The organism is Bradyrhizobium neotropicale, assembly GCF_001641695.1.
GTDB classification, from domain to species: Bacteria; Pseudomonadota; Alphaproteobacteria; order Rhizobiales; family Xanthobacteraceae; genus Bradyrhizobium; species Bradyrhizobium neotropicale.
The window spans coordinates 1-14,047 of record NZ_LSEF01000084.1 but is presented as its reverse complement, the minus strand read 5'-3'; the positions used below and the strand labels follow the sequence as shown (position 1 = coordinate 14,047).

At 64.4% G+C, this 14,047-nt stretch carries 13 protein-coding genes; 10 read left to right on the top strand and 3 right to left on the bottom strand.

Annotated elements, in window-relative coordinates; genetic code table 11:
- Positions 1-79 precede the first annotated feature (79 nt).
- Positions 80-1,432, top strand: coding sequence for an IS1182 family transposase (locus AXW67_RS26535; protein ID WP_063678360.1), 1,353 nt, complete (start codon positions 80-82; stop codon positions 1,430-1,432).
- Between the two features lie 362 nt (positions 1,433-1,794).
- Here the strand turns inward: AXW67_RS26535 and AXW67_RS26530 are convergent, their stop codons facing one another.
- Complete coding sequence (locus AXW67_RS26530) at positions 1,795-2,856, bottom strand: isocitrate/isopropylmalate dehydrogenase family protein (RefSeq protein WP_063680286.1); 1,062 nt, start codon at positions 2,854-2,856, stop codon at positions 1,795-1,797.
- A 168-nt stretch (positions 2,857-3,024) separates the two neighbouring features.
- Between AXW67_RS26530 and AXW67_RS26525 the strand changes: the two genes are divergently transcribed.
- Complete coding sequence (locus AXW67_RS26525; protein WP_063680285.1) at positions 3,025-4,413, top strand: MFS transporter; 1,389 nt, start codon at positions 3,025-3,027, stop codon at positions 4,411-4,413.
- Positions 4,414-4,454: 41 nt separating this feature from the next.
- On the opposite strand, the gene AXW67_RS26520 is transcribed toward AXW67_RS26525, so the two are convergent.
- The gene (locus AXW67_RS26520) at positions 4,455-6,059 is read right to left on the bottom strand and encodes a B12-binding domain-containing radical SAM protein (protein ID WP_063680284.1); all 1,605 of its coding nucleotides are present in this window, start codon (positions 6,057-6,059) and stop codon (positions 4,455-4,457) included.
- Between the two features lie 314 nt (positions 6,060-6,373).
- Between AXW67_RS26520 and AXW67_RS26515 the strand changes: the two genes are divergently transcribed.
- The 7 genes from AXW67_RS26515 (at position 6,374) to soxA (ending at position 12,560) form a co-directional block, all read left to right on the top strand.
- Positions 6,374-6,823: a (2Fe-2S)-binding protein gene (locus tag AXW67_RS26515; protein ID WP_027550172.1), complete on the top strand. Its 450-nt coding sequence runs from the start codon at positions 6,374-6,376 to the stop codon at positions 6,821-6,823.
- A 12-nt stretch (positions 6,824-6,835) separates the two neighbouring features.
- Complete coding sequence (locus AXW67_RS26510) at positions 6,836-9,022, top strand: xanthine dehydrogenase family protein molybdopterin-binding subunit (RefSeq protein WP_063680283.1); 2,187 nt, start codon at positions 6,836-6,838, stop codon at positions 9,020-9,022.
- Between the two features lie 48 nt (positions 9,023-9,070).
- Entirely contained in the window at positions 9,071-10,351 is a 1,281-nt protein-coding gene (locus AXW67_RS26505) for an NAD(P)/FAD-dependent oxidoreductase (RefSeq protein WP_082908060.1), read from the top strand.
- Between the two features lie 169 nt (positions 10,352-10,520).
- Positions 10,521-10,988: a sulfur oxidation c-type cytochrome SoxX gene (gene soxX, locus AXW67_RS26500; RefSeq protein WP_063680282.1), complete on the top strand. Its 468-nt coding sequence runs from the start codon at positions 10,521-10,523 to the stop codon at positions 10,986-10,988.
- Positions 10,989-10,996: 8 nt separating this feature from the next.
- Positions 10,997-11,464: a SoxY-related AACIE arm protein gene (locus AXW67_RS26495; RefSeq protein WP_027550168.1), complete on the top strand. Its 468-nt coding sequence runs from the start codon at positions 10,997-10,999 to the stop codon at positions 11,462-11,464.
- Positions 11,464-11,784 (top strand): thiosulfate oxidation carrier complex protein SoxZ, encoded by a 321-nt coding sequence (gene soxZ, locus AXW67_RS26490; RefSeq protein ID WP_063680281.1) that lies wholly within the window; start codon positions 11,464-11,466, stop codon positions 11,782-11,784. Before AXW67_RS26495 ends, soxZ begins: the two co-directional genes overlap by 1 nt.
- Positions 11,781-12,560 (top strand): sulfur oxidation c-type cytochrome SoxA, encoded by a 780-nt coding sequence (gene soxA / locus AXW67_RS26485; protein ID WP_063680280.1) that lies wholly within the window; start codon positions 11,781-11,783, stop codon positions 12,558-12,560. Before soxZ ends, soxA begins: the two co-directional genes overlap by 4 nt.
- 25 nt (positions 12,561-12,585) lie before the next feature.
- Here soxA and AXW67_RS26480 read toward each other — a convergent pair whose 3' ends face one another.
- Entirely contained in the window at positions 12,586-12,867 is a 282-nt protein-coding gene (locus AXW67_RS26480; RefSeq protein WP_063675745.1) for a LexA family protein, read from the bottom strand.
- A 38-nt stretch (positions 12,868-12,905) separates the two neighbouring features.
- On the opposite strand from AXW67_RS26480, the gene AXW67_RS26475 reads away from it, so the two are divergent.
- Positions 12,906-14,036, top strand: a complete 1,131-nt coding sequence (locus tag AXW67_RS26475) for an IS630 family transposase (RefSeq protein WP_063675747.1) — start codon at positions 12,906-12,908, stop codon at positions 14,034-14,036.
- Positions 14,037-14,047: the final 11 nt, after the last annotated feature.

The following is a 14,047-nucleotide window of genomic DNA, read 5'->3' as shown; positions in this document are numbered from 1 at the left end:
CGATTCCGTTGAAAAAGGCGGCTGTTGCGACGCAGAGGGATCAGTGATTCAGTCTGTCTAGGTGGCAGGACTGAAGATCATGATGGGACATCGGCAAGTCGAACAGGCTGCGTTGTTCTACGAATTCTCGCTCGAGAAGCATATTCCCGCCGACCATCTGCTGCGGTCGATCGATAGATTTGTCGACCTTGAACAGATTAGGAAGGACCTGGCGCCTTTCTATAGCAGTATTGGCCGACCTTCGATCGATCCCGAGCTGATGATCCGGATGCTCTTAGTCGGTTACTGCTTCGGGATCCGATCGGAGCGGCGGCTGTGCGATGAGGTCCACCTCAATTTGGCTTACCGGTGGTTCTGCCGGCTGGGTCTGGAAGGGGCGGTGCCGGACCATTCGACATTCTCCAAAAACAGGCATGGCCGCTTCCGGGAGAGCGATCTCTTCCGTCGCGTTTTCGAGAGCGTTTTACACCGCTGTATTGAGGAGCGGCTGGTCGGCGGTGAAGGATTTGCAGTCGATGCGAGCCTGATCAAGGCCGACGCCAATCGGCAGAAGGGAATCGAAGGCGACAAGGGACTTCCACCGGAGGCCGCCGGCCGAGCGATCAATGAGTATCTGGCTGTCCTCGATGATGCCGCTTTCGGCGCAGCGACCGAGGTCACGCCGAAGTTCGTGTCGCCTGCCGACCCGGCGGCGCGCTGGACGGGGGCGCACGGCGGCCAAGCCTTCTTCGCCTACTCGACGAACTACCTGGTCGACGTCGAGAACGCGATCATCGTCGATGTCGAGGCGACCACGGCCATCCGGCAGGCGGAGGTGTTGGCCGCCAAGCGCATGATTGAGCGCTCGCTGGAGCGGTTCGATCTCTATCCGAACCGGCTTCTCGGCGACAGCGGCTATGGCTCAGCCGAGATGCTCGGCTGGTTGGTTTACGAGCATGGCATCGAGCCACACGTTACAGTGTTCGACAAGTCGGCACGCACAGATGGGATCTTCTCGCGCGAAGACTTCACCTATGATCATGCAAGGGACGTCTACCGCTGTCCTGACGGCAAGATCCTCACCACGACCGGAGCGCTGGTGAACGATGGAGCCACGATGCTTTACCTCGCTATCAAGCGCGATTGCGATCGATGCGTATTGAAGTCCCAGTGCTGCCCCAAGCAGGCTTCACGGAGGGTGCCGCGCTCGATCTACGAGGGCGCTCGCGACATGGCGCGCCAGATCGCAAGATCGTGGGAGGGGCGCACTTCGCGTCGGCTCCGCAAAAAGATCGAGATGCTGTTCGCGCACCTCAAGCGCATTCTCAAGCTCGACCGTTTACGGTTACGAGGCCCAAACGGTGCGCGCGACGAGTTCACCCTCGCAGCCACCGCTCAGAACCTTCGCAAGCTGGCCAAGCTGATCCCGATGCAAACCCTCAAGCCCGCATAAGGGTCAGCAAAGCCGTTCGGCTACATCGGCGCGGGCGCCAATACATCGGATTACTGCCGCCTTTTTCAACGGAATCGGTCAAAAGGCGAAACACCGGGGTTGCCTGCGTAAGTCTGCCCCCCACTAGAAGCGGACATCGCGATTCACGAGTACACGCGCCCGTCTTCGCCCGGATCGCGGCCACTATGGCATCGTGCTGGTGTTTTGCCCGACGTGTCAACGTCGTCGCGGCACGAAATGTCGCCGCAACGCGGCTCGAAAACACCTTGTCCGACAAGGGGTCTTCTACTTTGCATGGGGTTGTTTTCGAGTTTCTTGTTCTGAGCTCCCTGGAACAGGCGGAGGGAGGCGCAGAGAGCAGCTCACTTCGCCTGCAATATCTCCGCAATCGCCGCACCCGCCGCGATCGTGCCGAGCTTGCCGCCCACATCGCGCGTCGCCCGCCCCTCCGCGATCGCCGTCGCCACCGCTGCCTCGATGGCGCTTGCCGCCTCCTCATAGCGCACAGCTCCGCTCCTCTCGCCGTGCCAGGCCAGCAGCAGCGCGGTCGACAGGATCAGCGATACCGGATTGGCGATGTCCTGCCCGGCAATGTCGGGCGCCGAGCCATGCGCCGCCTGCGCCATGGCATGGCGGTCGCCGACATTGAGCGAGCCGCCGAGACCGAGGCTGCCTGACAATTCCGCGGTCAGGTCCGAAAGAATGTCGCCGAACATGTTGGTGGCGACCACGACGTCGAAGCGCTCGGGATTGCGCACGACATGCGCCATCATGGCGTCAACCAGGATGTCGTCGACCGCAAGGCCCGGATAGGTGCTCGCCGCCTCGCGGCAGATGTCCAGAAACATCCCGTCGCCGATCTTGAGCACATTGGCCTTGTGCACGATGGTGAGATGCTTGCGCCGCTTCATCGCCAGACGGCAGGCCGCGTGCGCGATGCGCTCGCAGCACAACCGCGTGATCCGGCGCAGCGAGATTACGACATCGGGCGTGACCAGCATCTCGCCGTTGCCCTGCTCCATGTTGCGGTCGGCATAAAACCCTTCGGTGTTCTCGCGCACTACGACGAGGTCGAACTCGCCGAGCCGGCCGGGCCTGCCGGGATAGGTGCGCGCCGGCCTGACATTGGCGAAGAGGTCGAGGCTCTTGCGGAAGTATCGTGACGGATTGATCTCGCCGCGCGCCTCGTCCTTGAAGTCGAAGGTCGCGGTGGGACCGAGGATCAGGCCATCGGCCGCGCGCACCACATCGAGAAGCCCGGGTTGCACGGTCGTGCCGAACTGCTTGAGGCTGGCATGACCGATGGGATGCTCCTCCAGCCTCAGATTGAGCTGGAAGTGTTCGGACGCCACGCGCAGCACGCCCGTGGTAGCAGCAGTGATCTCGGGTCCAATGCCGTCACCCGGCAGCACGGCAATTTGCATCGATCATCCCCTAAGGTCCGCCCGGGCGATCATACGCCATGGCGCGCGATCATCGCCCGATCTTCGCGCATACACCGCATGCACGCACATACCTGTGGCAGGCCGCCCGGCCGTAGTAAATGCCGGAAGCACCATTGACGCCATGCCGCCGGAGAAAAGCGCGAGGCAATGACAATCACGTTACCTGCGGCTGCGCGCGAGCCTGATGCCCCCATCGCCGACGGCCTGCCGGCCGAGCGCCGGCGCTGGGCGATTGCGGCGATCTTCACCGCGCTGGCGATGGCCTCGCTCGACACCGCGATCGCCAACATTGCCCTGCCCGCCATCGCCGCCGACCTGCATGTCAGCCCGGAGCAGTCGGTCTGGGTGGTCAATGTCTACCAGATCGCGCTGGTCGCGACGCTGCTGCCGCTCGGCGCACTCGGCGAGATCGTCGGCCACCAGCGCATCTATATCGGCGGCCTCGTGCTGTTCACCATCGCTTCGCTGCTCTGCGCGGTGGCGTGGTCGCTACCGAGCCTGCTGGTGGCGCGCACGCTGCAGGGGCTCGGCGCCAGCGGCATCATGAGCGTCAACACGGCGCTGGTGCGCTACGTCTATCCCGGCCGGATGCAGGGCCGCGGCTTCGGCCATAACGCGCTCGTGGTCGCGACCGCCTTCACCTTCGGGCCTTCGATCGCCTCCGCCATCCTGGCGATCGGTCCGTGGCCGTGGCTGTTCGCGGTCAACATTCCCTTCGGCCTCGTCGCGATCGGTATCGGCTTTACCATGCTGCCGAAGACGCCTCGGGCGGATCACGGCTTCGACTTTCTCGGCGCGCTCCTGGCGGCGGTCTGCCTCGGCCTGTTCATCACTGGAATTGGCAGCGCGGCGCACAATCTCTCGCCTGTCCTCGTCGTGGTCGAACTGGGCACGGCGCTCGTGCTCGGCGTGATTCTGACGCGCCGGCATGCCGACCATCCCGCGCCGATGCTGCCGATCGACCTCTTCAGCCGGCCGATGTTCGCGCTGTCCGCGGCAACCGCGGTCTGCTCCTTCGCGGTGCAGGGCCTCGCCTTCGTCTCGCTGCCCTTCTATTTCGAGGACGTGCTAGGCCGCTCGCAGGTCGAGACCGGCTTCTTCATGACGCCATGGCCGCTGGTGGTCGGCATCATGGCGCCGATCGCCGGCCGCCTGTCCGATCGCCATCCGGTCGGACTCTTGGGCGGCATCGGCCTCGTGCTGCTCGGCATCGGCATGGCGCTGCTCGCCTTGCTGCCGGCCAACCCGGGCATCCCCAACATCATCTCGCGAATGGTGATCTGCGGCATGGGCTTTGGCTTCTTCCAGGCGCCGAACATGAAGGCGGTGATGGGAAGTGCCCCGCCGCATCGCAGCGGCAGCGCCTCGGGCATCGTCGCGACCGCGCGCCTGACCGGCCAGACCACGGGCGCAGCGCTTGCCGCGCTCTGCTTCGCGCTCGGCGGCCACAACGGCGCGACCATGGCGCTCACACTCGGCGCAGGCTTTGCCGCGCTCGGCAGCGTCATGAGCTTGCTGCGACTTGCGGTGAAATAGAGCGGCCGGCAGCGCAAGAAGCACTGCCGGTCGTTTGGAGATCAGGCCGTTCTCGCGTCGGCGGTCGCTACCTCTGCCATGGGCTCATCCAGCGCGGCCAGACGCGTATCGATGGCATCGATGACCTTACGCGAGAACGGCCCGAGATGCGCATAGGCCGCGATCATCTGCACGGCTATTCGCGCCGATGACGTGTCGCGCTTGGCGCAGTTGAGGAAGGTCTGCCAGAGCGGTTCGCGTGCCTCGGGGATGGCCGTGACCACACGGTGCACGGTCTCCATCGCCCCGATCTTCGCGCGGATGTCGCCCTCGGCCAGTTCATGGCGTTGTCTAGAACGATCGAGCAGCGTCATCAGGCGATCGATACGCCTCGCATAGGCCGCAGGGCTGTAGACGTGCTCCAGCACCCGCTTGTAGTCCATGAGGATGTCGCGCAGCGGGCGGACCGGATCGAAGTTGATCCCGCTCGTGCACTGATCGGCGCCGATGGTCGGTGCCACATCGTGGCCCGGATGCAGCCGGCCTTCGCGGGCGAGGCGACGCGTGAGCTGCGTGTTCGGCAAGGCATAGAGCAGGCCGACCATGGCGACCGGGATGGCGGCCTCCTCGATGAAGTCGATCATGGCCTCCGCCATCGAGACCTTCTCGCTGTCGAAGCCGACGATGAAGCCCGCGGTGACGAGCATGCCGGCGGCGTAGATCTTGTGGATGCTCTCGGCGATGTTGCGCCGCGTGTTCTGCTTTTTCCGCATCGCGACCAGCGTCGCCGGATCCGGACTTTCGATGCCGACGAAGATGCCGAAGAAATTGGCCCTGCCCATCAGATCCAGCAACTCCGGATCATCGGCGAGGTTGACCGAGGCCTCGGTCGACAATTCGAAGGGATAGCCGTGCGCGCGCTGCCATTCGGCGAGTTGCGGCAGGAACTGCCGCAGCGACTTCTTGTTGCCGATGAAATTGTCATCGACGAAGTCGAGATGGCCGCGATAGCCCATCTGGTAGAGCGTCTCGAGTTCGGCGAACATCTGCGCGTTCGTCTTGGTCCGCGGAACGCGCCCATAGAGCTCGATGATGTCGCAGAACTCGCAGGTGAACGGACAGCCGCGTGAGTACTGCACACCGAGATAGAGATAATCCTCGAATTTGAGCAGGTCGAAGCGCGGCACCGGCGTCTTGGTGACGTCGGCCTGGAACTTCGGTGCGGTGAATACGCCGGAGCGCGCGCCGCTGTCCCAGGCCTCGATGAACGCGTCGATGACGCTCTCGGCCTCGCCGAGCACCTGGAAGTCGGCCCCTTCGTAGATGTGGGGGCTCGACGTCGGATCTGGACCGCCGACGACGACCGGCTTGCCGGCGGCGCGACACAGCTCGATCAGGCGCAGCGTGTCGGCCTGTTGCGGCATCATTCCGCCGGTGAAGACGACATCGGCCCAGGCAAGATCGTCATCATCGAAGGCCGCCGTGTTGCAGTCGATCAGCCGGACCGTCCAGCTTTCCGGCAACATTGCGGCGACGGTGATCAGGCCCAGGGGCGCCGCGGGACGCCGGACGCCCATCAGCTTGCAGGACTCGCCAAAACTCCAGAAGGACTCCGCCGAGAAGAGCGGATAGAGCATCAGCACATTGCAGGAGCGTGTCACGTTCATGGAACCCCATTTTGCTTCGCCGCACTGTATTCAAAGCGGCCCCGTCTTGCACCCCCACCAAAGGGACAAACTGTCGCTAATTCCTAGGCGCGGAACGCACGCGAACGGCGCCCGAGGCCATATACCGCCGTTCACAGACGGGTCGCGCCGCCCGCCCCGGCGCGCGGGGCAACACCGCCCGATCCATAATCTTCCCGTGCCCGCGAGAATCTTCGGCAATTCCCCCTCAGACTGTTGATTTGAACAGTTCCAGTTTGCCGGACACATTGTTCCCCTGAGTCCAATCGGTGGATTGGGCCAATCAGGGGACTGCGATGGCAAACCTAACAATCAACGGAAAAACCTTCACGCTCGACGTCGAACCCGACACACCACTGCTCTGGGCGATTCGCGAGAATGCCGGACTGACCGGCACAAAATATGGCTGTGGCATTGCACAATGCGGCGCCTGCACCGTTCATATCGATGGCGTCGCCACCCGCTCCTGCGGCATATCCGTCAGCGAGGCCGAGGGCAAGCGTATCACCACTATCGAAGGGCTTGCAGCCGGCGGCACGCTGCACAAGGTGCAGGAGGCCTGGATCGCCCAGGACGTTCCGCAATGCGGTTATTGCCAGAGCGGCATGATCATGGCGGTGGCGGCGCTCCTGAATGAGAAGCCGAAACCGACCGACGCCGACATCGACGAGGCCATCACCAATATCTGCCGCTGCGGCACCTTCCAGCAGGTGCGCGAGGCGATCCACACGATCGCAAGCGCATAAGGAGCCGCCCCCATGAACAAGCACGTTTCGCCCCGCATGAATCGCCGTGCCTTCGTGATCGGAAGCGCCACGCTCGGCGCCGGCTTGGCAATCGGCCTCGATATCCCCTTCGGCGGCCCGGCCGTGGTCCGCGCGGCCGACGGCTCGCCCGAGATCAATGCCTGGGTCGTGGTCAGGCCCGACGACACCGTCGTGATCCGTATTGCCCGCTCAGAGATGGGCCAGGGCTCGCTGACCGGCCTCGCCCAGCTCGTCGCCGAGGAGCTGGAATGCGACTGGACCAAGGTCACGACCGAGTATCCGACTCCCGGCCAGAGCGTCGCCCGCAAGCGTGCCTGGGGCGATTTCTCGACCGGCGGCAGCCGCGGCATCCGCAGCTCTCAAGACTATGTCCGCAAGGGCGGCGCCACCGCGCGCGTGATGCTGATCCAGGCCGCGGCCGATGGATGGAAGGTGCCGGCCTCCGAATGCACGGCGGCCAACAGCGTCATCACCCATACGCCGTCCGGCAAGACCACGACCTACGGCAGGGTCGCCGAGGCTGCGGCGAAACTGACACCGCCGGCCGATGTCAAGCTGAAGGACCCGAAGGACTGGAGGCTGATCGGCAAAGGCGTGAAGCGCCTCGACACTGCCGACAAGACCACGGGCACGATGATCTACGGCATCGACGTCAAGCTGCCGGGCATGCTGAACGCCGCGATCAAGGACTGCCCAGTGTTCGGCGGCACGGTGAAGAGCTTCGACGAAGCCAAGATCACCGACATGAAAGGCGTCAAGAAGGTCGTCAAAGTCGGCGACACCGCGGTCGCGGTCGTTGCCGACACCTGGTGGCACGCCAAGACCGCCTTGGAAGCGTTGCCGATCGTCTGGAACGAGGGCGACAACGCCAAGGTCTCAAGCGAATCGATTGCGAAATGGCTGACTGAGGGCCTCGACAACGAGCAACCGGCCTATGTCGGCAACAAGAACGGCGACGCCAAAGCGGCCATCGCCGGCGCCGCCAGGAAGATCGAGGCCGTCTACAACTATCCCTACCAGAACCATGCCACCATGGAGCCGATGAACGCCACCGCGCTCTACACGGCGGACAAATGCGAGGTCTGGTGCGGCACGCAGAATGGCGAGGCGGCCTTCGCGGCGGTGCTGGAAGCCTCGGGCCTGCCGGCGGAGAAGTGCGATGTGCACAAGGTGATGCCCGGCGGCGGCTTCGGCCGGCGCGGCATGACGGACTACGTCCGCCAGGCCGTCGCAATCGCCAAGCAGATGCCGGGCACACCGATCAAGCTGTTGTGGTCACGCGAAGAGGACATGGCGCACGGCAGGTATCACCCGATCACTCAGTGCAAGATGACCGGCGCGTTCGATGCCAACGACAATCTGGTCGCGCTGCACTACCGCCTGTCCGGACAGTCGATCCTGTTCTCGCTCCGCCCCGAGGCGCTGCAAAACGGCATGGATCCGGCCGCATTCCAGGGCTTCGCCCAATCCGGCGAAGCAGCGTTCGGCTACTCGGTCCCGAACCTCTTGATCGAGCATGCGATGCGCAACCCGCACGTTCCGCCCGGCTTCTGGCGCGGCGTCAACGTCAATCACAACGCGATCTACATGGAATGCTTCATGGACGAGCTGGCCCATGCCGCAGGCCAGGACCCGCTCGAATTCCGCCGCAAGCTGATGGGCAATCACCCCAAGCACCTGGCGGTGCTCAACGCGGTGGCGGAGAAGATCGGTTGGAGCCAGCCGGCGCCGCAGGGCGTCTATCGCGGCATCGCGCAAGTCATGGGCTATGGCAGCTATGTCGCGGGCGCCGCCGAAATCTCGGTGACCGACGGCAGCAAGATCAAGGTGCATCGCATCGTCGCCTCCACTGATCCCGGCTACGTCGTCAATCCCGCGCAGGTGGAGCGGCAAATCGCCGGCTCCTTCGTCTATGGCCTCTCGGCGCTGTTCTACGGCGGCTGCACCGTCAAGGACGGCCGCATCGAGCAGACCAACTTCGATACCTACAACTCGATGCGCATCAACGAGATGCCGAAAGTGGAGGCGGTGATGGTGCCGAGCGGCGGGTTCTGGGGCGGTGTTGGCGAGCCGACCATCGGCGTCGCGGCACCGGCGGTGCTCAACGCCTATTTCGCGGCGACGGGCAAGCGCATCCGCTCGGTACCGCTGCGCGATCAGAACATCACCTTCGCTTGAGACGGCTGCGGCGGCCCAAGAAGAGGGCCGCCGCATCCTTTTGTCCGGATGATGCTCATGACGAGGCGCCCGATGACACGGCGGAATGCCGTGTTCGGCATCGCGGCAGTCGCGGCGCTGGCGCGGTCTTCGATGTCGCGCGCGCAGTCCGCGGGCCGCGTGATCGTGGTCGGCGGCGGCTTCGGCGGCGCGGCCTGTGCCCGCGCGCTGAAGCGGGCCAATGCGACGTTGCAGGTCACGCTGATCGAGCCGAACAAGGTGTTCACCGCCTGCCCGTTCAGCAACGAGGTGATCACGGGCCTGCGCGACATCGAGCTGCAGCAGTTCGGCTATGACAGGCTCGGCACCGAAGGCGTTCGTATTGTCAACCAGGCTGCGACCAAGGTCGATCCGCAGCAGCGAACCGTCACCGTAGCCGATGGCACCTCGCTTCCTTACGATCGTCTCGTGCTCTCGCCCGGCATCGATTTCCACTTCGAGGGTCTGCCCGGCTACGACGAGGCCGCATCGGAGAAGATGCCGCATGCCTGGAAGGCCGGCACGCAGACGCTGCTGCTGCGCAAGCAGCTGGAGGCGATGGAGGATGGCGGCCTCGTCGCCATCGCAATCCCGGCCAATCCGTCGCGCTGCCCGCCGGCTCCCTACGAGCGCGCCAGCCTGATCGCGCATTACCTGAAGACCAGGAAGCCGCGCTCGAAAGTGCTGATCCTCGACGCCAAGGACAGTTTTTCCCAGCAACGGTTGTTCGAGAAGGCATGGAAGGAGCTCTACGGCGACATGATCGAACGCGTCGCGCTGTCGCAAGGAGGCCGCGTCACCTCGGTCGATCCGTTGACCAGGACCATCGTCACCGAGTTCGGCAACTACACCCCTGACGTCGCCAACGTCATTCCGCCGCAGCGCGCAGGTCGCATCGCCGAGATCGCCGGCGCGACGGATGCGACCGGCTGGTGCCCGATCGATCCCGTGACCTTTGAATCGAAACTTGCGCCGAACATCCACGTCATCGGCGACGCCTGTCTTGGCGGCGGCATTCCCAAATCGGCATCCGCGGCGAGCGCACAAGGCAAGGCTTGCGCAGCCGCCATCGTCAACCTGTTCGCAGGCCGCGCGCCGGAGACGCCGCGGCTCATCGGCGTCTGCTACAACACCGTGGCGCCGGGTTACGGCTTCTCGCTCGCCGGCAACTATCAGCCGAAGGGCGACATCTATGCCGAGGTCGAAAGCGGCGCCACCAGCCCGGTCGATGCGCCGCGCGAGCTGCGCGCCCGCGAAGCTGCTGACGCAGAGCACTGGTTTCAAACCGTCACGGCGGACTGCTTTGGCTAGGGCACGATGAGATCAGATTTGTTTGCCAGCCGCGAAGAAGGTGCGCTCCCTCTCCCGCTTGCGGGGGAGGGCTGGGGTGGGGGTGCCTCCGCAATCGACACTCCCGATGTGGNCCCCCACCCGCGCCTTCGGCGCGACCTCCCCCGCAAGCGGGAGAGGTAAGCGGACCATGTGGCCACCTAGGTCATCACGCCGAACACGCGCGGCTGCGGCGCTGATCGCAGCAAGCCTCGTGTTCGCCACCGGCGCGCAAGCCGAGGGGCCCGTGCCCTACAGGATCGCCGGCGACGGCATTCCGGAATCGCTCACGGGTGCACCCGGCGATGCCACGCGCGGCCGCGCGTTGGTTCTCGCGCGCACGACGACCTGCATCCTCTGCCATTCCGGACCATTCCCGGAGACGCGGTTCCAGGGCGATCTAGCACCCGACCTCACGGGTGCGGGGAACCGGTGGTCGGTGAGCCAGTTGCGGCTTCGTCTGGTCGATGCGTCGCACTTCAACCCAGAGACCATCATGCCGTCGTATTATCGCGCTGATGGGCTCGTTCGCGTCGGCCGCAACTTTGCTGGCAAGCCGATCCTGTCAGCCACGGAGATCGAGGATATCGTGGCTTTTCTTGCAACGCTTCGGGACTAGCACCATCCATGCGAACCACGCGACGACAATTCCTCAGTCTTGCCGGAACCGTCACGGCCGCCGGAACGATTCCGATCGTCACGCTGCGGCCGCTCGAGGCGACGCCCGCGATGCTCAACACCGCGATCCGCAACGTCGTCGGCGAAGCACCGATCCGCACCGGCAAGGTGAAGCTCGACATTCCACCGCTGGTCGAGAACGGCAACACCGTGCCGATGACAGTCAGCGTCGCAAGCCCGATGACGGCAACCGATTACGTCAAGAGCATCCACGTCTTCAACGAGAAGAACCCGCAGCCGAACATCGGCAATTTCCATCTCGGCCCCTCGTCCGGACGCGCCCAGGTCTCGACCCGGATCCGGCTCGCCGACAGCCAGAAGGTGGTCGCGATCGCCCGCCTCTCCGACGATTCCTTCTGGCAGGTCGCCGCCGACGTGGTCGTGACGCTCGCCGCCTGCACCGAGGAGGTGAACTGATGGCCGCAGCCCTGATCAACGTTCCGGCAAAAGCCAGGCGCGGTGACGTCATCGAGATCCGCACGCTGACCTCGCACATCATGGAGACCGGCTTTCGCCGCACCGCGGCCGGGGATCTCGTGCCGCGCGACATCATCACGAGCTTCACCTGCCGCTACAACGGCACCGAGATCTTTCGCGCGGATTTCTATCCGGCGATCGCGGCCAATCCATACCTGTCGTTCTTCACGGTCGCGAAGGAGAGCGGCAGGTTCGATTTCGAGTGGATCGGCGACAACGGCTATTCGTCCACCGCATCGGCATCCATCACTGTCGAATGAGCTTTTGGCGTGCGATAGCGCTGGCGGCGCTGTGTGCAGCGGCCCCTGCCCTGCTTGCCGGCGAGATTCCGCCTGAAGCGCGGCGATCCGGCTATTCCTTCATGGGCCCCGACACGCGCGCCATGCAGGACGACGACACGTCCAATCCGGGAATGCTGTTCGTGCTCGACGGCGAGGCGCTGTGGACGAAGAAGGCCGGCAGCGCCGACAAGGCGTGCGCCGACTGCCATGGCGATGCGCGGAGCAGCATGAAAGGTGTCGCGGCGCGCTATCCCGCCTTCGACAAATCGCTCGGCCACCCCGTCACGCTCGACCAGCGCATCAACCTCTGCCGCGCCGATCACCAGCAGGCAACACCACTGCCCTACGAGAGCCGCGATCTCCTGGCGCTGTCCGCCTTCGTCGCGCACCAGTCGCGCGGCTTCGCGATCACGGCCGGCGACGATCCGCAGCTAAAACCCTTCGTCGCGCAGGGCCGCGATCTCTTTATGCGGCGCGAGGGCCAGCTCAACCTCGCATGCACCAACTGCCACGACGACAACTTCGACAAGCGTCTCGCGGGCGCGCCGATCACGCAAGCGCAGCCGACCGGCTATCCGCTCTATCGCCTGGAATGGCAGACGCTGGGCTCGCTCGAGCGGCGCTTACGCAGCTGCATGACCGGCGTGCGCGCGCAAGCCTACGACTACGGTTCGCCCGAGCTGGTCACGCTCGAGCTCTATCTGATGTCACGGGCGCGCGGCCTGCCGATGGAAACGCCGGCCGTGCGTCCCTGATCCGTAGATTGGGACTAGTGGTTCATCACAGTGATTTTGACGTTTTGATACCGAGCCATCCGAGGATAGGCAACTTTTCGGGTGGCAAGAGGATCTCGATGCTTCGAGCGACGCCGGGCTGGCGACGAATGAACCCGTTGCGTTCGAGGGTGAGGATCATCTGGTGGACTGACGGCGGGCTGACGCGGAAATGCCGCTGGATGTCGGCCTCGGCGGGCGGCTGTCCGAACATGTACGAGTAGGTATGGATGAAAGCGAGATAGTGTCCCTGCTTCTCGGTGAAGTGCGCGCCTGATTTTTGACTCATAGCTGGATTCGTCCCGGCCTCCGACAAGGAGGCGAAGCATGAATGTACGTTATCGGGTCGAATTGAGCCAAGCCGAGCGGGACGAACTGACGGCAATGCTCGGCGGCGGCACGCATTCCGCCCGCAAACTCAAACGGGCTCAGATTGTGCTGGCGGCCGATTCAGGCAGCTGCGACGCGGAGATTGCCCGAACCGTCCGGGTCAGCCTTTCCACCGTCGGCCGGACCAAACGCCGTTTCGTAGAAGGCAATCTGGAGCGGGCCTTGAGTGAGGAGCCGCGTCCGGGCGCGGAACGCAAGCTGACAGGCAAGGAAGAGGCCCTGCTGGTGGCGACGGCATGCGCCAAGCCGCCCGCCGGCCGCAAACGCTGGACGCTGACATTGCTGGCCGACGCGATGGTCAAGCTCACCGATCACGCCAGCCTGTCGGGCGAGACCGTGCGCCGCCGGCTGGCCGACAACGACCTCAAGCCGTGGCGCCGGGATATGTGGTGCATTCCTCATGTCGACGGCGAATACGTCGCCCGGATGGAGGATGTGCTCGATCTCTACGCCGAGGCGCCGGATCCCGAGCGGCCCCTGGTTTGCTTCGACGAGACCCCAGTCCAGCTGATCGGCGAGGTACGCCAGCCGATCCCTGCCCAACCGGGACAGCGCGAGCGCTACGATTACGAATATCGCCGCAACGGTACCGTCAATCTCTTCGTCACCTTCGATCCGCATCGCGGCTGGCGCAATGTCAAGGTTACAGACCACCGCGCCGCGGTCGACTACGCGCACTGCATGCGCGAACTCGTCGACGTCCACTATCCCAATGCCGCCTGCATCCGTGTGGTGCAGGACAATCTGTCGATTCATACGGCCGGCGCGCTATATCAGGCATTTGCGCCTGCCGAGGCCCGTCGCATCCTGCGCCGCCTCGAGTTCCACTACACCCCGAAACACGCCAGCTGGCTCAATATGGTCGAGTGCGAGATCAGCGTGCTGCAGCGCCAGTGTCTCGGCCGTCGCATCGACGATCCCAAAAGGCTTCGAAAAGAAATCGCAGCATGGCAACGGCAGCGAAACAAGGCGCGAGACCGCATCAAATGGATGTTCACAACCGACAAAGCCCGCGCCAAACTCGGTCGCGCCTATCCAGTTGCCGCCAAAGAGTCAAAACCACTGTGATGAACCACTAG